Source organism: Sphingobacterium zeae, from assembly GCF_030818895.1.
GTDB classification, from domain to species: Bacteria; Bacteroidota; Bacteroidia; order Sphingobacteriales; family Sphingobacteriaceae; genus Sphingobacterium; species Sphingobacterium zeae.
The window spans coordinates 4,563,930-4,583,531 of sequence record NZ_JAUTBA010000001.1 but is presented as its reverse complement, the minus strand read 5'-3'; the positions used below and the strand labels follow the sequence as shown (position 1 = coordinate 4,583,531).

Annotated in this window: 24 protein-coding genes; 18 read left to right on the top strand and 6 right to left on the bottom strand. The window is 37.5% G+C overall.

Features of this window, described 5'->3' with window-relative positions:
- Positions 1-8: 8 nt before the first annotated feature.
- A complete protein-coding gene (locus QE382_RS19275) occupies positions 9-719 on the bottom strand; it encodes a carboxylesterase family protein (RefSeq protein WP_307187346.1) in 711 nt (236 codons plus the stop codon).
- Positions 720-797: 78 nt separating this feature from the next.
- Complete coding sequence (locus tag QE382_RS19270; protein WP_307187345.1) at positions 798-2,066, bottom strand: ATP-binding protein; 1,269 nt, start codon at positions 2,064-2,066, stop codon at positions 798-800.
- 273 nt (positions 2,067-2,339) lie between these two features.
- Between QE382_RS19270 and QE382_RS19265 the strand changes: the two genes are divergently transcribed.
- From QE382_RS19265 to QE382_RS19230, 8 genes are all read left to right on the top strand, one after another.
- On the top strand, positions 2,340-2,750 hold the full coding sequence (locus tag QE382_RS19265; RefSeq protein ID WP_307187344.1) for a hypothetical protein: 411 nt from the start codon (positions 2,340-2,342) through the stop codon (positions 2,748-2,750).
- 52 nt (positions 2,751-2,802) lie between these two features.
- A complete protein-coding gene (locus QE382_RS19260; RefSeq protein WP_307187343.1) occupies positions 2,803-3,186 on the top strand; it encodes a hypothetical protein in 384 nt (127 codons plus the stop codon).
- A 250-nt stretch (positions 3,187-3,436) separates the two neighbouring features.
- Positions 3,437-4,147: an SH3 domain-containing protein gene (locus tag QE382_RS19255; protein WP_307187342.1), complete on the top strand. Its 711-nt coding sequence runs from the start codon at positions 3,437-3,439 to the stop codon at positions 4,145-4,147.
- Positions 4,148-4,342: 195 nt separating this feature from the next.
- Entirely contained in the window at positions 4,343-5,032 is a 690-nt protein-coding gene (locus QE382_RS19250; protein ID WP_307187341.1) for a response regulator transcription factor, read from the top strand.
- Positions 5,029-6,408, top strand: a complete 1,380-nt coding sequence (locus tag QE382_RS19245; protein ID WP_307187340.1) for a sensor histidine kinase — start codon at positions 5,029-5,031, stop codon at positions 6,406-6,408. The genes QE382_RS19250 and QE382_RS19245 overlap by 4 nt, the downstream gene beginning before the upstream one ends.
- A gap of 88 nt (positions 6,409-6,496) precedes the next feature.
- A complete protein-coding gene (locus tag QE382_RS19240) occupies positions 6,497-7,822 on the top strand; it encodes a hypothetical protein (RefSeq protein WP_307187339.1) in 1,326 nt (441 codons plus the stop codon).
- Positions 7,823-7,833: 11 nt separating this feature from the next.
- Complete coding sequence (locus QE382_RS19235) at positions 7,834-8,244, top strand: Dabb family protein (protein ID WP_209576425.1); 411 nt, start codon at positions 7,834-7,836, stop codon at positions 8,242-8,244.
- 44 nt (positions 8,245-8,288) lie between these two features.
- Complete coding sequence (locus QE382_RS19230) at positions 8,289-8,762, top strand: cupin domain-containing protein (protein WP_307187338.1); 474 nt, start codon at positions 8,289-8,291, stop codon at positions 8,760-8,762.
- Positions 8,763-9,689: 927 nt separating this feature from the next.
- Here the strand turns inward: QE382_RS19230 and QE382_RS19225 are convergent.
- The gene (locus tag QE382_RS19225; RefSeq protein ID WP_209576423.1) at positions 9,690-10,061 is read right to left on the bottom strand and encodes a winged helix-turn-helix transcriptional regulator; all 372 of its coding nucleotides are present in this window, start codon (positions 10,059-10,061) and stop codon (positions 9,690-9,692) included.
- Positions 10,062-10,152: 91 nt separating this feature from the next.
- Here QE382_RS19225 and QE382_RS19220 point away from each other — a divergent pair, with 91 nt between their 5' ends.
- From QE382_RS19220 to QE382_RS19210, 3 genes are all read left to right on the top strand, one after another.
- Positions 10,153-11,157: an alpha/beta hydrolase gene (locus QE382_RS19220; protein WP_209576421.1), complete on the top strand. Its 1,005-nt coding sequence runs from the start codon at positions 10,153-10,155 to the stop codon at positions 11,155-11,157.
- Positions 11,158-11,166: 9 nt separating this feature from the next.
- Complete coding sequence (locus tag QE382_RS19215; protein WP_209576419.1) at positions 11,167-12,312, top strand: MFS transporter; 1,146 nt, start codon at positions 11,167-11,169, stop codon at positions 12,310-12,312.
- Positions 12,313-12,528: 216 nt separating this feature from the next.
- A complete protein-coding gene (locus QE382_RS19210) occupies positions 12,529-12,975 on the top strand; it encodes a hypothetical protein (protein ID WP_209576418.1) in 447 nt (148 codons plus the stop codon).
- 258 nt (positions 12,976-13,233) lie between these two features.
- Here QE382_RS19210 and QE382_RS19205 read toward each other — a convergent pair whose 3' ends face one another.
- Complete coding sequence (locus QE382_RS19205) at positions 13,234-13,770, bottom strand: hypothetical protein (RefSeq protein ID WP_307187337.1); 537 nt, start codon at positions 13,768-13,770, stop codon at positions 13,234-13,236.
- Between the two features lie 843 nt (positions 13,771-14,613).
- Here QE382_RS19205 and QE382_RS19200 point away from each other — a divergent pair.
- Positions 14,614-15,438: a hypothetical protein gene (locus QE382_RS19200; RefSeq protein WP_209576414.1), complete on the top strand. Its 825-nt coding sequence runs from the start codon at positions 14,614-14,616 to the stop codon at positions 15,436-15,438.
- A gap of 348 nt (positions 15,439-15,786) precedes the next feature.
- On the opposite strand, the gene QE382_RS19195 is transcribed toward QE382_RS19200, so the two are convergent.
- A complete protein-coding gene (locus QE382_RS19195) occupies positions 15,787-16,794 on the bottom strand; it encodes an ADP-ribosylglycohydrolase family protein (RefSeq protein WP_209576412.1) in 1,008 nt (335 codons plus the stop codon).
- A 163-nt stretch (positions 16,795-16,957) separates the two neighbouring features.
- Between QE382_RS19195 and QE382_RS19190 the strand changes: the two genes are divergently transcribed.
- The 6 genes from QE382_RS19190 (at position 16,958) to QE382_RS19165 (ending at position 18,671) form a co-directional block, all read left to right on the top strand.
- The gene (locus QE382_RS19190; protein WP_209576410.1) at positions 16,958-17,404 is read left to right on the top strand and encodes a nuclear transport factor 2 family protein; all 447 of its coding nucleotides are present in this window, start codon (positions 16,958-16,960) and stop codon (positions 17,402-17,404) included.
- Between the two features lie 382 nt (positions 17,405-17,786).
- Complete coding sequence (locus tag QE382_RS19185) at positions 17,787-17,936, top strand: hypothetical protein (RefSeq protein ID WP_209576408.1); 150 nt, start codon at positions 17,787-17,789, stop codon at positions 17,934-17,936.
- A 31-nt stretch (positions 17,937-17,967) separates the two neighbouring features.
- On the top strand, positions 17,968-18,117 hold the full coding sequence (locus tag QE382_RS19180; protein WP_209576406.1) for a hypothetical protein: 150 nt from the start codon (positions 17,968-17,970) through the stop codon (positions 18,115-18,117).
- Positions 18,118-18,148: 31 nt separating this feature from the next.
- The gene (locus tag QE382_RS19175; protein ID WP_209576404.1) at positions 18,149-18,301 is read left to right on the top strand and encodes a hypothetical protein; all 153 of its coding nucleotides are present in this window, start codon (positions 18,149-18,151) and stop codon (positions 18,299-18,301) included.
- Positions 18,302-18,339: 38 nt separating this feature from the next.
- Positions 18,340-18,498: a hypothetical protein gene (locus QE382_RS19170; protein ID WP_209576403.1), complete on the top strand. Its 159-nt coding sequence runs from the start codon at positions 18,340-18,342 to the stop codon at positions 18,496-18,498.
- Positions 18,499-18,521: 23 nt separating this feature from the next.
- Complete coding sequence (locus QE382_RS19165; RefSeq protein ID WP_209576401.1) at positions 18,522-18,671, top strand: hypothetical protein; 150 nt, start codon at positions 18,522-18,524, stop codon at positions 18,669-18,671.
- A gap of 53 nt (positions 18,672-18,724) precedes the next feature.
- Here the strand turns inward: QE382_RS19165 and QE382_RS19160 are convergent, their stop codons facing one another.
- Positions 18,725-19,588, bottom strand: a complete 864-nt coding sequence (locus QE382_RS19160) for a nucleotidyl transferase AbiEii/AbiGii toxin family protein (RefSeq protein WP_307188042.1) — start codon at positions 19,586-19,588, stop codon at positions 18,725-18,727.
- Positions 19,589-19,602: the final 14 nt, after the last annotated feature.

Here is a 19,602-nt window from a genome sequence, read left to right as displayed (position 1 = left end):
ATGTAAAGTTATTCGTTATTTATCGCCTTGCGGTGCATCAACAACCATTCATAAATCCAGGGCTCAGTTTCATAGAGGTACTGGATGCTGTGACCTTTTCCTGTAAGACGGTGGAAAATAATTTCACCATTGCACTCCTCTAGAGATTTGACTATCCTTTCTGTTTCATATATGGAGATTTGGTCATCCGCCGTTCCGTGATAGGTCAGGATGGGGATGTCTCTGAGCGTGCAAATGCGAGTAGTATCGCTATCATTTACTCCTCCACACAATGGGACAATTGCCGCAATTTTTTCGGGATGATCCAGTGCTGCAGCGTAGGTTCCATATCCACCCATACTTATTCCAGTCACATAAACGCGACGCTTGTCGATGCGGTAGTTTGAGGTTATTTCATTGTAAAGCGAGTCGAACCAATTTTCCGTAGACCAATATCTACCCTCCGGACATTGTGGTGCAACCATTACAAAATCAAATTCCTTTCCTTGATCTACTAAATACGGTAAGCCATAGATCTTCAATTTTTCAAGATCATTGCCCTTTTGAGATCCTCCGTGAAGATAGATAACCAATGGATGTGTGGACGTATCTGTATGGTAATTTTTAGGGAGATAGGTTAGGTATTTATAATTGACTTTTAGCTTTTCTTGGGCAATAGACTGTGATGTAAAGAGACCGACAACGATTATTGCGATCAGTTGAGGATAAAGATAGAACATCTTACTATAAATTTTGATGGGTTCTTGACAAGTCATACTGGAAGAAGATGAGAAGTTTACTGCAATCTATTCATGTTGTTACCGTAATATCATTCCTATCCTTTCCCGTTCTTTATCCGATAGGGGGATTGCCTGCTCAATGATGGGTAATATCTCTGCTTTACGATCTGTTTGTAGCAAGAGATCCAAGAAGCCTAAGTATGTCCTAATTAAATCAGCTTTGATACCGACAAAAGCACGTGGATTAGCAATGTAGAGCTCCTGCACCAGCTGGAGTAACTTGGCCTTACGATCGCTATCAGAATCAGCATGCCCGTAGTGGGGTAAAAGATTCTTCTGTGTGAGTTCTTCTAATTTGATATCCACCGCTTTTTCGCGGACATATTTCTTCTGTTTCCTTTCCAGCATATCACGTAATTCGGCTAAGAGCTTGCGATATACTACTTGTTGTTCTTTCTCGCTGAATAAGTTTCCTTCAGTAGATAGCGTCATATCTGACATTTCAAAACTGTCAAAAAAAGCAGACTCTACATAAACCGAATGGTGAAATTCAATAGCATTATTATTAAAACTACTCAGCAGTTTGGTTACCTCCACTTTATGACTGTTCAGGAAATAATAATAGTAACGGTCCCCAATAGAATATTTCCATCGGATATAATTAATCTTAAATACGAACGAATTCTCTTGGGGACTATATATCGTGACTGAGGTTTCATCAGTCTCCTGAATCAGCTGCTGATAGGCGATCGGATTACCATTTATGGTGATATTGTAGCCCATCTCCTTATTTAGATACAAGAACCAGCCAAATTCCTGTGCCAGAAAATCCTTAAAATCTTCCGACTCGAATGTCATAGCATTTAGGCCAAATATTCCATCGAGTAAAACAGTAGTTCCTGTATGCTCCGACTGGGATGGGAGCGATTCAGAGCTATCGTATGTTTCTTTAGTATCTCTGTTTATGGTTAATGTGTACGCTATCAGACCCTGACGCTGCGCCACCACAGTATGCCAAGTGGCACGGGTGGCAAAAAGGGAAAATGAGAATCGCCCTTTTCCCTTTTTGCCCCGTGTATAGGAAGTACGTTTGGGTTGCGCTTTCTTGAGTGAATCCAGAAAGTTGCCAAATGAATAGTCCAATGTATCCGGTGCTATCCCTTCTCCATTATCACTGATGCTAATGTGTTCGATGTAGCCAAGTTCATTACTCCTAATAGCAATGGATACTGCTGTAGCCTTAGCATCAAATCCATTCCATATATATTCAGCAATGGCTTGCTTAGCATCCTTTGGTAAACCCGCGGACTCTATGCTTGCATTTGTGATCTTTGTACTATTCTTCATGGTAATTAACCTTTATGTCAAATCTATTAAAATTATCATTTATTTTACCTTTATACTAAAATACTTACTAAAGTGAATTTAACAAAAGTCTACTTTTTTAAAGGTGAATTACTGAATAGCATAACATCATAGCAGACCCTTACTATCTAATGCTACAACTCTAAAAGTATAGACTCTTTCTGGCATAATTTTAGTCACATAGTTGTATGTTATTATAGATTTTCACCAAATTACCGATTTTAAGATTATTTTATGAACATGATGCATAAATACATGATAGTCGCATTTTTATATCTAACGATGGTGGCATGTAAAAAAAAAGATTGTTTCACACCTCCCGAGCTCGTCGTTTTTGAGTTTGTCAATCTTGAAGGAAAGAACTTAATTACAACTGGCCAACTGCATAAAGATAACTTCGAATTTCGCCAAGAACTAGGAAATCGTGAAAACAAACTCGTTGAGTATGAGATACGAAACGACGATCGCGTTATACTTCCTAAAGTGGGGTGGACTGAGGGATTTATACAATATAAATTTCTGTCGACCATAAAATCTTTTCCATTCACAATTAATACGACAAGAAATCAGAATTGTGGTGGGACAACAATTGAGCAACTAAAGCTCGATGACGTCAGCTATCAGCAGAAAGACGGTTATATCCAAGTAATCCTCGAACGTGAATAATGCCGTTCAGCCTTCGCCAGCTAACCAATACACTAAATGTTAAAATGGAAATTTGGATCAATTATTTTTCCGTAACGTGAGCGTTGTTGATCAGGCTACGAAGAAAAGCGTCGTACTCAAAGATGGGATTTATGTTTTTAAATATGACAATCAAAACGCAGATATTTCGATAAAGTATAGCTTTATTCACGGAACGGTTACTGTAGTGAAGGGAGATGAAAGAACCAAGCATACAATTGAAAAATCAATAGCAAAAAAGTTTACAGTATATGCGGGTGACGTTTTACTTATCGAAGGTGAACGTGATATTGTTAAAGCATATTATAGAGAAGATTATCCTGGTACTGAACAAAAGCTTGAAAGGAGGGGGGCTTTGAATAAAAATAAGCATTGTGGTTTAGCGTCTCAAAAGTATACTATGAAGATGGTCAGATAGCTCATATCGCTAACATGGTGACAGGCACCTTTACTGAATTTTATGCCAATGGAAATGAGAAAAAGAAACAAAGTCCCTCGATCTATGAAACCTTTAATGAGGACGGAACATATGATAACAGTCAATATACTAAAAATAATATTCGTTACGATGACTATTTTTATTAGTGGAAATTATACAGTCGTTCTTACAAAAACAAAGATTCGCTTGAAATAAAGGAATATTATCAGTAATAAATAACTTATACCAAATGAATCACAAATATCTTTTAGTACTACTTTTTCTCACAGTATGCCAATTAGCCTCGGCTCAATTTGCAAAAATCATTGACAAAGAAGGCTATGTAAATGTGAGGAAACAAGCTACAGTTAATAGTGCGATTGTTTCAAAAATTGCTGCTGATGAAATTGTTTATGCATTTACTGATGAAACGTTTGGCGATTGGGTAATTGTTGATTATACCGACAACCATAACAAGAGCATCACTGGATATGTACACAATTCGAGAATTAAATATATCGAATCCTATAAGCAGATCCCTACTGTATTTTCTGATGAAGGCACAGGAAAATTTATGACAAAAGATATAATCGTGCAAATAAATTCAGATCGTTTCGATTATGAAAAAAATAAAGGTGATTTTTCATCGACTCAATATGATGGCTATGCCGTTGTAGATAAATTTAGAGGGCAGCAGGTCTGGGGAACAGATGGCGAAATCCCTACAAGCCATTACACCTCTATTCAAGCTACTATAAAGGGAAGATTTATCCAGATCCCAGCGAAGGAAATTGAAAACCTATTTAATGTAAACAACGAGTTTGCAACATGCTACTATGATGACTCAAATGATATTTTATACATCAGTACTGTAAACGGCGATGGGGCTGGTGGGTATGCAGTTTTATTTGAGATTAAAAAAGGTCAATATAATTCGCGAGTGGTAACCATGCCATTTTAGCAATAGCGATAAATTTACCGAGTTTTACTGACCGTTGTCTAAAGCTCATGGCGGGTGCGCGATATGAAGAGGGGATTGCATTTTTGATTATACTGCTGTTATCTTTAATGAGTTGAAACCGAATTGTCCTGTCATTTTAAAAAATCACTAACTTTGTCCAGCAATAATTGATTAGATACATACAAGAGCGCTAGAATGGTGAAGATTATGGTCGTGGAAGACAATGTACGTGTTGCTTCAAGTGTGAAGAAAGGATTGGCAAGTCAGGGCTACCTGGTCAATGTTTTTGGTGATGCGGAATCAGCGATCAAAGAAGCCAAATCTGTTGACTATGATTTACTTATCATAGACATCATGTTACCAAGAATGAATGGCATAGAGCTCAGTAAACAGATGCGTGCGGCTTACCCCAGAATTCCGATCATCATGCTCACGGCATTGGGCAGTATCGATGAAAAAATATCTGGTTTTGACGCGGGAGCCGATGATTATATGGTGAAACCTTTTGAAATACGTGAACTTTTTGCACGTATCGCTGTCTTGCTCAAGCGGCACAGGGAAATCAGTGAAGAAGAGATTCAAGGTATGCTGACCTATGATCGTATCAGTATTGATCTCCGGAGTAAGCAGGTTCATAGTCAGGGACAACTTATCAAGTTGACTCCCAAAGAGTTTGATCTCCTCCACTTCTTTTTGAAGCATAAGGAAACCATGCTCAGTAAGGATGAGATAGCACGTAATGTCTGGAGCAAAAACTTTGATACTGGAACGAATTATATTGACGTATATATCAATTATTTACGTAAAAAAATAGACCGCGATTTTTCACCAAAATTGATCCATACGAAATCCGGACATGGATTTGTTTTATCCAATAAAGAATGAAGATTGTCAATAGAACCTCCTTGGTATTTACGTTCTCGTCGGCTATCATCTTGTTTCTATTCGCGTATGCGGTTTATTTCTTTTCTGAACTAAATAGAAAGGAAGAATTTGTGGACCGGCTGCGCTATAAGATCATATGGCGCGCAGAAATTATTTTTGATGCTAAAGTACAGGAAAATCAGATCAGAAAAATTCACGAACAAAACAAAAAACTAATCAACGAAGCGCAGATTACTGTTTTCGACCAGCAGAATAGGGTGGTTTTTTCGGATATAGGCGAACCGACATATCCAGATGTTAGATTAGAGTCGATCAAAAGGTCTAGTTTTTTAACTTGGGAAAAAGGTAAAGAATTGTATATGGGCTTGAACTATCAGTTTGAGGGCAAGCCTTTTTTCTTGATCGGACATGCGTACGATCTAACGGGCTTTGCACATATGGAACGGCTAAAAAATATTTTGATAACGATCTATGTTGTTGCCCTGTTTTTTATTTTTTTCTCTTCATTTCTATTTGCACGTTATATTCTTAAGCCAATCAATTACATTATACATCAGATCAAGGATGTGTCCGAACACAACTTGAGCACGCGTGTCAGCTATAGTAATGCGAAAGACGAACTCTCAGAACTTATCGAAACATTCAACAATACGTTCAATCGGTTGGAAAAATCTTTCAACAACCAGCGCCATTTTGTATCCATTATTTCACACGAGTTTAGAACACCTTTGGCAGCTATGATCGCCGAACTGGAGTTGGCGCAGCAGCTGAATACCAATGTGGATGAGTATTGTGCCTCTATTGATAGGGCATTGCTCGATGCGAAAGAGGCTACGGTACTTTCGACAGCCTTGCTGGATTTTGCCCGGGCAAACTACGATAGTTCGCAGGTAAATTTTGAAGAAATCAGACTGGACGAAATACTGCTTGAAGCGAAATTAGTCGTCTTAGAGAAAAATAAAGAATATCGGGTGAGTATCTCTTTTGATGCAGATGCAGCAATCGACGAAGAAGAAATTTGGGTTTCTGCAAATGCCTACCTCTTGAAAGTGGCCTTTGCTAATCTGATCGAGAATGCCTGTAAATATAGTGCCGATCGGCATGCCCAGGTATTGCTCTCCAGAAATAAAACCGTAGCGAAGGTGCAGGTAATAGATCATGGTATCGGAATAGACAGCAAGGATATCCCGCATATCTTTGATTTGTTTTACCGTGTGGCGGGTACGCCTTCAAAAGAGGGACATGGCATCGGTCTCTCAATTGTTCAGCGGATTATTGAGATGCATCAGGGTACCGTATCGGTTAGTTCAACTCTCCATGTAGGAACTGTGTTTTCAGTTGAACTTAAACTTGCCTATCCGAAGGGGCTTGAATAACCTAAAAATTCTAATGGTTTTCTAATAATATCACCGCCATATTCAGCCTAATTTTGACTTATCAAAAAAAACAAAATTAGGTTGAATCATGAATAGAAAACAGCTTACCTTGGCATTGTTCCTCAGTTTGGGACTAGGTAGCGCACAGCTCGCCGAGGCGCAAACCAATGATTTTGGAAATCCAAAACTTACTCATTTCTTAAATAAGGAGCATACACGTTATATCAGCTTCAGCGGGTACGCTGAGCTGTGGGCGAGATATAGCCAGCTCAATCCGGGGAGTTTGGTAAACAACGAATCCGTTTCGAATGTATCTGATCTTTCTCTGCGGCGTGTTAGGGCGAAGATGACTTACAAGCCTACCGAAAATTTACTGTTTGTATTACAGATGGGGCCTACTAATGTAAACGTCAACAGCAAGACGAATACGTATATGGATCTCTTGGATGCCTATGCGGAATATAGTTTCAGTCCCAAACTTGCGATCGGTGGCGGCCGTTCGACCTGGCGTGGTCTTTCCCGATTTACAACAGGACCACTCAATACACTGCTTTACGATTTGCCTTTGTATGCGACATCCAATACTGGGGCGACTGATATGGTGGTGCGTGAAATGAGCATCTATGCAAAAGGGCAGTTTGGCAAATTTGACTATCGGGTGGTACTTGCCGATCCATATTCCGCCGCCAGTGCTGATCCAAAATTAAATAAGGCCACCTTTAGCAAAAATGAAGCGCGCAAAGATGTGTCAGGCTACTTCCGCTACGCATTTCACGATAAAGAGAGTAACGAAACGCCATTTAATTCGGGTACATATCTCGGTAAAAAAGATGTGCTCAGCATAGGGGCTGGATTTGAGTATATGCACAATGCCCTTTGGCATCTGGATGAACAGCAGATGACCAAAAATGACGATATGCGCAATTTTGCAGCGGATATCATCTATGATGCGCCCATCGACAAAGAGAAAGGAACTTCGATTAGTGCCTATGGTATGGCCATGCACAGCGATTATGGTCCTAACTATCTCCGCTTTGCAGGGACAAACAACCCCGCGACAGGTATCGATGCGGCCAATGCAAGCCTGAATGGTGCGGGAAATAGCTTGCCAAATGCTGGCACGGGAAATACATTTTACGCACAGGTCGGCGGTACACTTCCTTATTTCAATCCATCCAAACATAATTTGCAGCTGCAGCCAGCAGTTTCTGTACAAGTAGGGGACTACAAGGCGTTGAAAGACAAAAGTCTAATTTATGATGCAGGTATTTCGCTACTGATGCACGGTAATAGTAGCCGGCTGACTTTTGATGCGCAAAATCGTCCGATCTATAATTTAAATGCTGCGGATCAAGCTGTGGTAACTGATCACAAGTGGGCATTTGTGCTTAAATATAGAATTGATTTTAATTAAATAGCAATAACATGAAAAGGAAAGATTTTATCCTTACACTAGGTACTGCTGGTGTTATGAGCTTTGCGTCCACCTCACTGATGGCAAAAGAGAAAAAAGCGAAAACAAAAAAAGTGTATTTCCACTATTTGCTTTTTTGGCTAAAACCTGACTTGTCTGCTGAACAGGTAGAAGAGTTTAAACAGTTTTTTGAAGGTCTTAAAAAGCTTCCCTATGTCAAAAATGTACGTTATGGCAAGCCTGCTGCTTCTTCACCAAGAGCGGTATTGGACAACTCGTTTACCTACAATGCGTCCATGGAATTTGCGACGCTGGAAGAACTGGAGGCTTATGGTAAACTACCGGGCCACCTCGCCCTTGTCGCTAAATACAAACCCTATTTTGAACGGATGATGGTGCACGACACGGTTTATGAATTCTAAAATTAAAACAACAAAATAATAATTTCAAAGATTACAAAATGAAAATGATATCCAAACTAGCTATTGCTTGCGTACTGGCAGCATCAAGCTTAAACGCTGTGAAAGCGCAAGAAGGTCATGGGAAAATTAAGGAGGTAAAGGTGGAAGCTGAAGGTGAAATGCCTGCGGTACGATTGATCAATAATCCAGATGGAACCTGCTCGTTTCAAAAAGGCTTTATTCCAACATTAAAACACGCCAATACGAGTACATTTTGGACAAGCAATAAGACCGAAGAATGGGAGAAAAATGCTCATCCAGCTCCAAGAAGACAATATGTGGTTACGCTAAAGGGTAAAATCAGGTTTAAAGTCAGCGATGGCTCAACTTTTTTGATCAAACCTGGTACAATTCTTTTGGCTGAAGATTTGAAAGGTACTGGGCATAGCTGGCAAATGGTTCATTCAAAAAGCTGGGAAAGATTGTATATCCCTATCAACGAGGGGGCTGATGATCTTTTCGTAGCAAAAAATGACTAATATTTATGTTGTGCCGCAGTCTGACCTGTGGCACAACATTGGCCGTATTTTTATTATTACTTATGAGCACTTATTTTCTTGAGATTTTAAAGGTTTAAAGCTTTTTAACCCATTTTCAGAAAACTTTTCTGCAAAGCGGAGATTAAAAAAGTTTAGAAAAATTACTTATTATTGCCATAGTATATAGTATACAAAGTAGTTTTACGATGAAACTAAAATCTCTCCTTGTTATTTTGGGCTTAAGCGTTTTTCTTTATTCTTGCAAAAACAAGAGTTTAATAAATTCCATTTGGAAAAATTGCGGAGATAATAGCGGACTGTTAGATATTCTTGTTTTTAACGATACGCATAATTTTGTGCGGAATGATACCATCTATCGGAGGATGGTTATTGATTCCCCAATCGCTGTAATTGATCGGATTGATACCTATTATGGCGAAAGAAGATTATATCTAAAAAGGCTCTCTGATCAAAAAAACTATAGATTTTGTGAGCAGTAATAAAAAATCGAGCAGCCTAATGGTCACTTTATTTTGTAAAGCTATATCGAGGGATGTGGCTTTTTTACGTCAAAAGGGCCTGATTCTCATCAGACCCTTTCTCTTAGCATTTATTTGTACAGTATTTTTATGTTTCCTATCGTTTCCTCTTTTTTGTTTCGTCATCCAATGTTTTTAAAGACTATTGGATTTTCACTGTACGACGCCAATTTTTATGTTGAATCTTTCTTTCGAAAGGCTGCTTGTAGCCGCTTTGTATTGGAAGAACAATAGCCAGTTTAAAATAGTTTTATTATTTTTAATAACTGTAGTTTTAATACAAAAAACTTATGCTGTTCGTGAAGTACAGGTGGGTCTAGTAAACATTCGCAGCATCCTTTGTTGTCCTCTTTTACGGATACCCGAAACGGCTGGTTTAGCTTTGCTGTTAAATGGGGCTTTCACTTACTAGAACTTTATGTTTTGCTCCCCATTTACTCAATTTTGCCCATATAGGAACCAGTTCTTTGGCAATTTCTGTCAACTCATAATCCACTCTTGGAGGTACTTCTGCATAAACGGTACGTTTTACCAAGCCATCCTTTTCCATTTCACGTAATTGGAGTGTAAGCATTCGTTCAGTAATTCCATTAATCTGATTGCGTAATTCGCTGAAACGCAATTTCCCATTTTCTAATTTGCAAAGAATAAGCAGTTTCCAACGACCACCAATTTTGCAAATGGCATAAGTCAGATCACAGCTTTCCATGATATAACTCTCATTCAACAAATTAGTCGAATTCTCTTTTCTTTTTCCCATTACTTACAAATTTGTTAGTACCATACAATTAGCTGTATACTATGCAAATTTATTGTTTCAAATTAATTTTGTTCCATCAAAATCAATAAACATGAGAAAAATTTTATTATCGATAATAATTCTTGGAACTATTTCATGTAAGACCACTAGCACAATCAAAAAGGAAACGACTATGCAACTCACACCGAAAATTAAAGAAATCTTAAGTCATTTAGAAACTATACAGGTATTTCAAGGCAAAAACCCTTTAGATATAAGCCGGAAAAGTTATGATGCGATGGCTCAACAATTAAGTGGAGCGAAAGAAGCTGTTTTCAGCATCGAGGAATTTAATATCCCTTCAAAAAATCATCAAATTCCTGTGAGATTATACCGCCCTAAAGGCAAAACATCAAATTCTTCTGCCATTATCTACATTCATGGAGGATGGTTTATTTCTGGTGGTTATGAAACTCATGATGCAATTGCTCGAAAATTGAGTAATGAAACGGAAGCAGTCCTCCTTTTTGTCGATTACCGTCTCGCTCCTGAAAATCCTTTTCCTGCAGGATTAAACGATTGTAAAGATGCTACAGCATGGTTAATCAATAATGCAAAAAATCTTGGAATTGATGTTCAAAAAATCGGGGTCATTGGCGACAGTGCGGGCGGAGCGTTGGCAACAGCCTTATCTCTCGAATTCGGAAGTCAATTAAAATTTCAGGTTTTAATTTATCCTGCTTCTGATAACTCATTAGGTACAGCCTCTTGGGAAAATTATAAAAATGGTCCAATCTTAACTAGAGCGTGGGGATTACAGGCCTGGAATTGGTATTTAAAATCGAAAGAAGACAAGACAAATCCTTTAGCTGTTCCAGTTTTAATCAAAGATTTCAAAGAAACTCCAGAAACTCTGGTCATTTTAGCACAACATGATCCATTAAGAGATGAGGGCGAGAAATTAGCCCAGAACATGAAAAATTCAGAAGTATCCGTTGAAAAAAGTTTATATAAAGACATGGTTCATGGCTTTATGCATATGGGAATTCTTTTGCCTGAAACACAATTAGCAACGAAAGAAATTGCTGAATTTATAACCAAAAGCTTAGAAAAATAGAATTTTAAGATGAAGAAGTACGCATACACAGGAGCATTAGGCTTTTTAGCTATTATAACAACTGAATTTGGTATCATTGGTATTTTGCCGCAAATAGCGGAGCATTACCAAATCGGCATTGATAAGGCTGGCTATCTGTTGGGAGGATTTGCGTTAGCGATTGCGCTTACTGGACCTTTTATGACTTTGTTGTTATCAGGATTTGACCGAAAGAAAGTGATGATGACAGCGATTTTTATTTTTCTGTTAACAGGAATTGTATCGTCATTTTCACCACCATTTTGGCTATTAATGCTTGTAAGGATATTACCTGCATTTTTACAGCCTGTTTATATCGCTACAGCTTTATCCGTAGCGGTTTCACAGGGTAATAAACGGAACGAAAATGAATTGATGAGTATCGTGTTCAGCGGTGTTGCTATTGCAATGGTAACAACTGTTCCGTTCGCTACTTATATTGCCAACATTTTTTCTTGGGAATATTCGTTTATAGTACAGGCTATCATCAGCATTGTGGCATTATTGGCTATTCACTTTGTATTGCCGGCAATGCCTGTGAGAGCAAAAAAATCTTATGGAAGTCAGTTAAAAATATTGAAAAAACCGATGTTCATTGTAAGTACATTAATGAATTTCTTTATGATTGCGGCTTGGTTTTCCACTTATAGTTACTTTGCCGATTATCTAAATAAAGCCAAAGATATGGACGGAACCATGGTCAGCTATATGCTGTTTGTATTCGGTATTATCGGTGTATTTGCTAATTGGACAGCCGGTAAACTATTAAACAAGAACATAACACACACAACTGTTTTTTTTCTTTCGGGGACTATAATAGTTCCTATACTCCTGCATTTTTCGGGAGGCAATACTATGGCTACAATTCTGGTAATCGTATTATGGGGTTTTCTATATTCTCCAAGTTTCTTAAATGCCTCTACTTATATGATTTCATCTGCACCAGAGGCGATGGAATTTGCCAATAGTTTGGCTACATCATTTGGCAACTTAGGCGTAACGCTAGGAACCACCGTAGGTGGTTTGATCATTGTGTCTAAGGGCGTACAGTTTACGCCCTGGATAACCGTTTTATTTGGTATGTTGGCTTTTTTTATGATCGGTCTAAGATCCCGATTGGAAAAGAAGCCAGCATAATCCAGACCTTAAAGGTCTGTGATACTGTTGATGCTGAAGTATGGTACAATCAGAACTGTTCTATATTCGTAAACTTTCACCTCCCCATTCCCGCCATTCACCGAGTTTTCTTGGTCATTAGTCTAAAGCCGATAGGTTAGGGGCGTATTGCGTTGTAGTTTTGAATCAACAAATAAGAAAAGATAAAAAAAACTAACACAATAAAATAAAGACATTATGAAGGCATTAGTAAAAACATTCGCAGCAGCAGCTTTAATCGCAGTATCCACTTTCGCTATGGCAGCTGAAGGACCTGGAGCAAAAGCAACAAAAACAAATGTTAACCTTTCTACAGCAGACTTCGCTTTAGCGCACTATGTGGCGGTAACTACGGAGGGCGAATCAGCAGGAGTAGAGCAATTGTTCGCCGAAGATTTTAATCAAAAGATCCAAGCTACCAACGCGCAGTCTAACAACCGTAGCGAAGTTGTTAAATCCTTGAAAAAACAAAAAGGCGAAAAGCTAAACTGTACAGTAAGCTCTGATATCATCGAGGAATCGGCAGACTATATGGTTTCTAAAGTGACTCTAAAATTTGAAAATTTCACCAAAACAGATTTAGTTACTTTGGAGCGCGTGGGCAATGACTGGAAAGTATCCAAATCAATCAATTCGTATAAATAGTATCTAATAACTAGTTGTCTACTCGGGCAAATCGGTAGCAGACAACTAATGAATAATATGTTTATTAAGGCCACGTCGTGAGACGTGGCTTTTTACGTCAAAAGGGCCTAATTCTCATCAGACCCTTTCACTTAGCGTTTATTTGTATAGTAGTTTCTATGTTTCCTATCGTTTCCTATTTTTATTTCGTCATCCAATGTTTTAGAAGACAATTGGATTTCCAAGGTGTAACGTCAATGAAATATTGGGTATTGCTCGCTATAATATCGCTTTCAAATTTGTGTTGTCCAAACCTTTGTCTTTAAAAAAAGCTTCGAATGGTATGCCATTAATTTTCTTTGTTTTATACCAAAGGTTCAGTTTTCTATTGAGCTGTTTATCGGGCATATAAATTAACTGAGCTCTTTTAAAATAGTCCAAAAAATTGCCGTTTAATATTCCATTGTCCCAATAGAACTCAAAATCTCCAATTCCTTCTACTGCATACCAGTCACTACCTTTATTTAAACCGGCACTTTTTGTAAAAGGAATGTGAGGTTCATTTGTCCAAAATCTGTCTATCATTATAGTTCGGCCTTGATTATTTAAATTTATGGTAGTATCTTTTATTATTCCCCCTTTTAGGGTATTTAACCTTCCAGTAGAGAGATAACTTTGTTTTGAAAAACTCCTACTCTGCAGATATATTCCCGCTGCATTAATTCTATATGGCTCCATATTGCCTTTACCTATAAAATAGGACTCGGTTAAGGTCTCGTTGTCAACTAAAAAATATTCATTTTTTCGTTTGATCACGATTTTATAATCCGTTCTCTTCAAATTGAGGGATGGCGTCTCTGAAAAAATACCTAAAGGTGCATAAGTTGCATAAAATATATCTTTCGCTGTGGTTTCGCAACAGGCTATCCAAAGAAATTAAGTTTATATCCTTGTTAATAATGGCTTTCGAGATATTTTTCACCTCAAATTTAGACCTTGTCAGCGGCGTTAGTGTAACTAAGATATCAACGGGCAAATCTTTCCCTTCACGCTCAAAGCTTATAAAATTCTGAAATACTTTTTGATTTGAATCATCAGGAATTATGCTTTTTTTAAACAGAAAATTGTAAATAGTCAGATTTGGGAAATTGGTACTGTCGGATCCGATCTCTGCATATGTTCTTTTGCAGAATAAATGCCCATTCAATGAATCGGTTAGTTTGTCTTGATCAAATACAACATACTTGGTTTGAGCAAAGCAGTTACTAATAAGTTGAAAAGCTGATACGGCTAAGAAAGTAAATAAGATTATTATTTTGCACATGATATATTTTAATTATTTAAGAATCCATTGGGTCCTATGACACAGCTGTTATTAAACTCCATTTTTTATTAGTATTTCGTTTTTATCCAACATAGAAGGTTTATATATGTCTTTAAAAGTAATTATATTTTTAAGATTGTTCAAAAAATTCCACACACAAGCATAACTTTTAAATTTGAATTTGACCGTGTATGAAGAAGTGCTCGAAGTTCCGCCGCGCCACCTGTCGGAGAGGGAATATTTGGATAATCTTTCTGTTCGTTGCATGGATAAGAATTTTCTCCCGTATACTGATTTTCTTATATTTGGAGTATCACTTTTAACAATGCCTAAATATGAATTTTATAATGAAATATCTTTTTTCAAGTCTATCAGTTTTGTTTTTAAACTTTGCACAAGCTCAAACCTCGATTAAGACAGAACTCTACATCATTGGCACGGTGCATGATTCCTCCGCTATTTTGAGTCCAGATATGCTATTTGAAATTATAGATAAGATCAGACCAGATATACTTTTGCAAGAAAATGATAGCGAACAGATGAAAGATTACGCAAAGGAAATCCGTCTAACTTCCAACGAGCAGAATGCTACATTAAGATATCTTAAAAAATATCCTGAGACACGCAATTTGCCATTCGAATTTGAGGGTAGAAATCAGTACCGAATAGATAGGGGGATGGTGCCGGCTGATTACCTTACAGTAAAGCTTATCGATAGCTTGTATCTAGTCGGTAAGTTAAGTGACACCAATAAAGCCATCTATGAGAAATATAAAGAAGCGAATAATGCGCTGTTAAACTTTTCAAAAACAGATATAAAGACATTGAATTCAGTCGCTTTTGAAACTTTAAACAGATATAGACAAACTCTTCAGCATCATGAGGTTCCCAAAATAGCTAATTCCGAAGTGATTTTTGAAGAGAAATATGTAGTAAAGCCAAACGGTCAAAAGATTTCTTACCGAGATGGTTATCAGCTTTGGTGTAATTTTTGGGATTTAAGAAATAATACAATGGCTATTAATATCATCAAACACGCTAATCAGTATAGTGGAAAAAAAATAGTTGTCTTGACCGGAGTACAGCACAAGTATTATTTAAAAGAACTGCTCGATAAATACCAAGATGGCAGTTATCGTGTTATTGAATACTTCCAATAACATGATATATATGTTGTGGGGCCATATCGCGAGATGTGGCTTTTTTCCGTCAAAAGGGCCTGATTCTCATCAGACCCTTTCTCTTAGCGTTTATTTGTACAGTAATTTTTATGTTTCCTATCGTTTCCTCTTTTTTGTTTCGTCATCCAATGTTTTTAAAGACTATTGGATTTTCACTGTACGACGCCAATTTTTATGTTGAACCCTTCTTTCGAAAGGTAGCTTGTAGCCGTTTTGTATTGTAAGAACAGCTGTCGATTTAAAATATTTTTAAAAATAAATGTTTCGATGTTTTAAATTGACATTTTTGAAATAAGCTCTTACTGGTTAGACATTATTATCGAATTTCTAATTTAAATATCTCTTCGCTGTTTTTTCTATTAGCAATTTGATATCATCATAGCGGGCGATGCTCGAAAGCCAATCTTCAGGTATACTTTCCAGCCCATAGTACAAACCAGCTAATCCGCCCGCGATCGCAGCCCCGGTGTCTGTATCTTCACCAAGGTTTACAATAGATAATACAGTGTCTCTATAGTTGTCTTTTTCCATAAAAAGCCATAGGCTTGATTCTAGACTATCGATCACATAACCGCTGGACCTTAATTGATTATGTGTCTTAGAACGGATGTCATGCAAAATGGTGCTATTAAAATGAATTATTTCTGACTCAGGGAAATTGATGTCCGTCCAGAACTTTGAAACTTGATTCCGCATTTCAGCATAAGCCTGCTCTTTGGCCAAACCTAGCAAAATGAGTTCGGCTAATTTAAGATAGATAAAACATGCCATTGCAGCGCGTATGTGCTTATGCGTTAGGGCGGAAACTTCCCAAATTTTCTCGAATTGTTCCGACGGACTAAGTCCCTTGATCTCAAATAAAAGGGGTAATATTCTCATTAATGAACCATTGCCGTTGTCTTGTTCTTTCGCCCGATATTTTAGCAAATGTAGCTCTCCGATTTGCCCGGATCTGATAATATCTTTAAGCTCACCGATCGATTTAGCCGTGGTGATACCGATATCAAAGACTTCTCCTCTTGCTGTCCACAGCTTATCTTCCTTCCAAGCTATAAATTTTTTGGAGATATCTACCAAATCATATCCACCTAACAGCGAGTCTGCAAGACACAACGTTAAAGATGTATCATCTGACCAGGTACCCATAGGTTGATTATGGCTGCCAAATCCGATCATTTCGGTAGCTGGATTTTTTAGCATTTCTTCTTTCGATCTGAATTCAAATGGTACACCAAATGCATCACCAACCGCGATGCCAAACAATGCTCCATACATTTTATTTTTCCCTTGATTAGCAGCTGTATTAGACTGTATATTCATAAATAATTTGATCATTGATTCATATCAATATAATAAAAAATATTCACCTCCCCATTCCCACCATTCACCGAGTTTTCCCGATCGTTAATCTAAAGCAGATAGGCTGGGAGCCTATTGTGTCGTAGTTTTGAGTCAACAAATAAGAACAACAGAACTAACACAATAAAATAAAGACATTATGAGAACACTAGTAAAAACATTCGCAGCAGCAGCCTTAATCGCAGTATCTACATTCGCTATGGCAGCTGAAGGAGCTGGAGCAAAATCGTCAAAAGCAAACGTTAACCTTTCCACCGCAGATTTCGCTTTAGAGCACTACGTTGCGGTAACTACAGAGGGAGAATCAGCAGGAGTGGAGCAGTTATTCGCCGAAGATTTTAATCAAAAGATCCAAGCTACCAATGCTCAGTCTAACAGCTGTATCGAAGTGGTTAAATCCTTGAAAAAACAAAAAGGCGAGAAGTTAAACTGTACAGTAAGGACAGCTATCATCGAGGAATCGGCAGACTATATGGTCGCTAAAGTGACGTTGAAATTTGAGAACTTCACCAAGACTGATTTAGTTACCTTGGAGCGTGTGGGTAATGACTGGAAAGTATCCAAATCGATCAATTCGTATAAATAGTACCTTATCACTGGTGGTTTGCCAGTCATAAAAGACAAACCACTAGTGAATCATATGTTTATTAAGGCCAGGTCGCGAGATCTGGCTTTTTGTGTTTTATGATTGCCCATCGGCTCAACTGTTCGGTAGATGTATTCTACCGCTTACATTGGATTCTTTTCGCTCAAATAGCCCTTGAATGAAGCCTAAGTTTGTGTAAGAATTAACAATAACAGCATTATGGAAAATCAAATACTTTAAAAAAAGCACGATCCTATCTCACAAGTCGGTTAAAATAGAATTACTTCTAATCGGATAATTAAATATTGTATTAATTGTCTATATTCGAAAACGGCCTATATTCTTATGGCAATAATTTTATAAATAATCTAAATTTTATTTTATGTGGAGTTTAATTTTATACTTTTTATTTGGTATTGGCCAGCCTGCCAATACACAATTTCGTTCAGATGTAGCGACTATTCAAACAAAAGAGGTAGATGGTGATACAGGAGGAGAAACAGGCACACCAAGACCTCCAAAAGGTAAATAACAATAATTTTTTAAATTGAAATCTTTAATCTATGTGGAGCTTAATTTTATACCTTTTGTTTGGTATTGGCCAGCCTGCCAATACACAATTTCGTTCAGATGTAGCGATTATTCAAACAACAGAGGTAGATGGTGATACTGGAGGAGAAACAGGCACACCAAGACCTCCAAAAGGTAAATAACAATAATTTTTTAAATTGAAATCTTTAATCTATGTGGAGCTTAATTTTATACTTTTTGTTTGGTATTGGCCAACCTGCCAATACAAATTCATCTACAAACAGTTCTATAATCAATGTAAATGCAGATGATATTCATGATGACGGTGATGGTGGCGATAAAGGGAATCCTCCTCCTAAAGGATAATCATAATTAGTAATTAATATCAAAGATCAATCAGAACTATGTGGAGTTTAATTTTATACCTTTTGTTTGGTATTGGCCAACCTGCCAATATAAATTCGTCAGGAAACAGTTCTACGGTTAATATAACAGCGGACGATAATCCTAATGATGGCGACGGAGGAGATTTTGGTACCATCCGTCCTCCTAAAGGGAAGTAGCAGTAATTTTAATATCAATTAATATGTGGAGTTTAATTTTATACATTTTATTCGGTATTGGTCAGCCTGCCAATGCTCAGACACCGACTGTAAAGGCGGCGGTTTCATCCGAAGCGGATCAACCAGGTGATAATGGTGGTGATACGGGAACGGTTCGTCCTCCAAGAAAGTAAAGTGATTACTAAGGCTATATTTGCAAAAAATAGCCTTAGTAATTATGTCGATATCATAGGATGGCGATGTCCCAAGGTAAGCTGTTCAATCTGTTTTTGATTAGGTTTAATTTTTCTAAAATCAGGTAATCAGGAGGAAGCTGGCCAGATTCAAAGATGCTAAATTTCGTACTATAAACTTGACTAAAATGGGTATCCCAGTTTTCATTCAATTTATGGAAAAATAAACTGTCAACAGGCTGGTATTTAAGCCAATGATTGTTATTTCTCAAGCTTTTTGCATCTCTATTGGCTACATTTAGCAGCATTTTAAAAAAGTCCTCGGACTGAAGGAAATGCTGAAATTTCTCATATTGCAACAAGTAATATAAGTCGTAAACATGTTTGACCTTTTTGCTCAGATTAATAATCGGATCATCTGAGTATGAAAATCGGACAAGGCTCATGATTTTTTCACAGAATGTTCTGAATGGATCCAGTACATTCATCTCAAACGGGAAAAGCTGATATTGATTAATAGTAGCCTTTTGATCGGTTTCTTGTAATGCATCACCTATAAGGGAATTGAATGAATATTTACTATGAGGGTTGGATTCGCCCAGCCAGCTATAATCGATAGTAACAAGATTGCTTTCAGGGCAGAAGTTCTCATTATGAAGTTTCCAATAGGAATGAGCAGTTTTACGGTTCATCCCCATTTTTTTCGTTAGACCTTCTATTTGAATTTCAGGTAACTCCTTACATAGGATACTACCTATTCTTTTTAATTTAGATTTTAATCTGCTGTCTGTTTCGCCTTTTTTTCTCGCGACTACAAAATCGATATCTTCAGGAGTTCTTTTTATGAGTTTGAAACATTTTGATAGAGCAATTCCGCCTTTCACTATGATATCTTCACTTAATGAATCCTGTTGAATTAAGTATAATATAA

Excerpts from the sequence above, each read along its gene's own strand:
- QE382_RS19275 (WP_307187346.1), bottom strand. The coding sequence starts at position 719 with ATGTTCTATCTTTATCCTCAACTGATCGCAATAATCGTTGTCGGTCTC.
- QE382_RS19270 (WP_307187345.1), bottom strand. The coding sequence starts at position 2,066 with ATGAAGAATAGTACAAAGATCACAAATGCAAGCATAGAGTCCGCGGGT.
- QE382_RS19265 (WP_307187344.1), top strand. The coding sequence starts at position 2,340 with ATGATAGTCGCATTTTTATATCTAACGATGGTGGCATGTAAAAAAAAA.
- QE382_RS19255 (WP_307187342.1), top strand. The coding sequence starts at position 3,437 with ATGAATCACAAATATCTTTTAGTACTACTTTTTCTCACAGTATGCCAA.
- QE382_RS19250 (WP_307187341.1), top strand. The coding sequence starts at position 4,343 with ATGGTGAAGATTATGGTCGTGGAAGACAATGTACGTGTTGCTTCAAGT.
- QE382_RS19245 (WP_307187340.1), top strand. The coding sequence starts at position 5,029 with ATGAAGATTGTCAATAGAACCTCCTTGGTATTTACGTTCTCGTCGGCT.
- QE382_RS19240 (WP_307187339.1), top strand. The coding sequence starts at position 6,497 with ATGAATAGAAAACAGCTTACCTTGGCATTGTTCCTCAGTTTGGGACTA.
- QE382_RS19235 (WP_209576425.1), top strand. The coding sequence starts at position 7,834 with ATGAAAAGGAAAGATTTTATCCTTACACTAGGTACTGCTGGTGTTATG.
- QE382_RS19230 (WP_307187338.1), top strand. The coding sequence starts at position 8,289 with ATGATATCCAAACTAGCTATTGCTTGCGTACTGGCAGCATCAAGCTTA.
- QE382_RS19225 (WP_209576423.1), bottom strand. The coding sequence starts at position 10,061 with ATGGGAAAAAGAAAAGAGAATTCGACTAATTTGTTGAATGAGAGTTAT.
- QE382_RS19220 (WP_209576421.1), top strand. The coding sequence starts at position 10,153 with ATGAGAAAAATTTTATTATCGATAATAATTCTTGGAACTATTTCATGT.
- QE382_RS19215 (WP_209576419.1), top strand. The coding sequence starts at position 11,167 with ATGAAGAAGTACGCATACACAGGAGCATTAGGCTTTTTAGCTATTATA.
- QE382_RS19210 (WP_209576418.1), top strand. The coding sequence starts at position 12,529 with ATGAAGGCATTAGTAAAAACATTCGCAGCAGCAGCTTTAATCGCAGTA.
- QE382_RS19200 (WP_209576414.1), top strand. The coding sequence starts at position 14,614 with ATGAATTTTATAATGAAATATCTTTTTTCAAGTCTATCAGTTTTGTTT.
- QE382_RS19195 (WP_209576412.1), bottom strand. The coding sequence starts at position 16,794 with ATGATCAAATTATTTATGAATATACAGTCTAATACAGCTGCTAATCAA.
- QE382_RS19190 (WP_209576410.1), top strand. The coding sequence starts at position 16,958 with ATGAGAACACTAGTAAAAACATTCGCAGCAGCAGCCTTAATCGCAGTA.
- QE382_RS19185 (WP_209576408.1), top strand. The coding sequence starts at position 17,787 with ATGTGGAGTTTAATTTTATACTTTTTATTTGGTATTGGCCAGCCTGCC.
- QE382_RS19180 (WP_209576406.1), top strand. The coding sequence starts at position 17,968 with ATGTGGAGCTTAATTTTATACCTTTTGTTTGGTATTGGCCAGCCTGCC.
- QE382_RS19175 (WP_209576404.1), top strand. The coding sequence starts at position 18,149 with ATGTGGAGCTTAATTTTATACTTTTTGTTTGGTATTGGCCAACCTGCC.
- QE382_RS19170 (WP_209576403.1), top strand. The coding sequence starts at position 18,340 with ATGTGGAGTTTAATTTTATACCTTTTGTTTGGTATTGGCCAACCTGCC.
- QE382_RS19165 (WP_209576401.1), top strand. The coding sequence starts at position 18,522 with ATGTGGAGTTTAATTTTATACATTTTATTCGGTATTGGTCAGCCTGCC.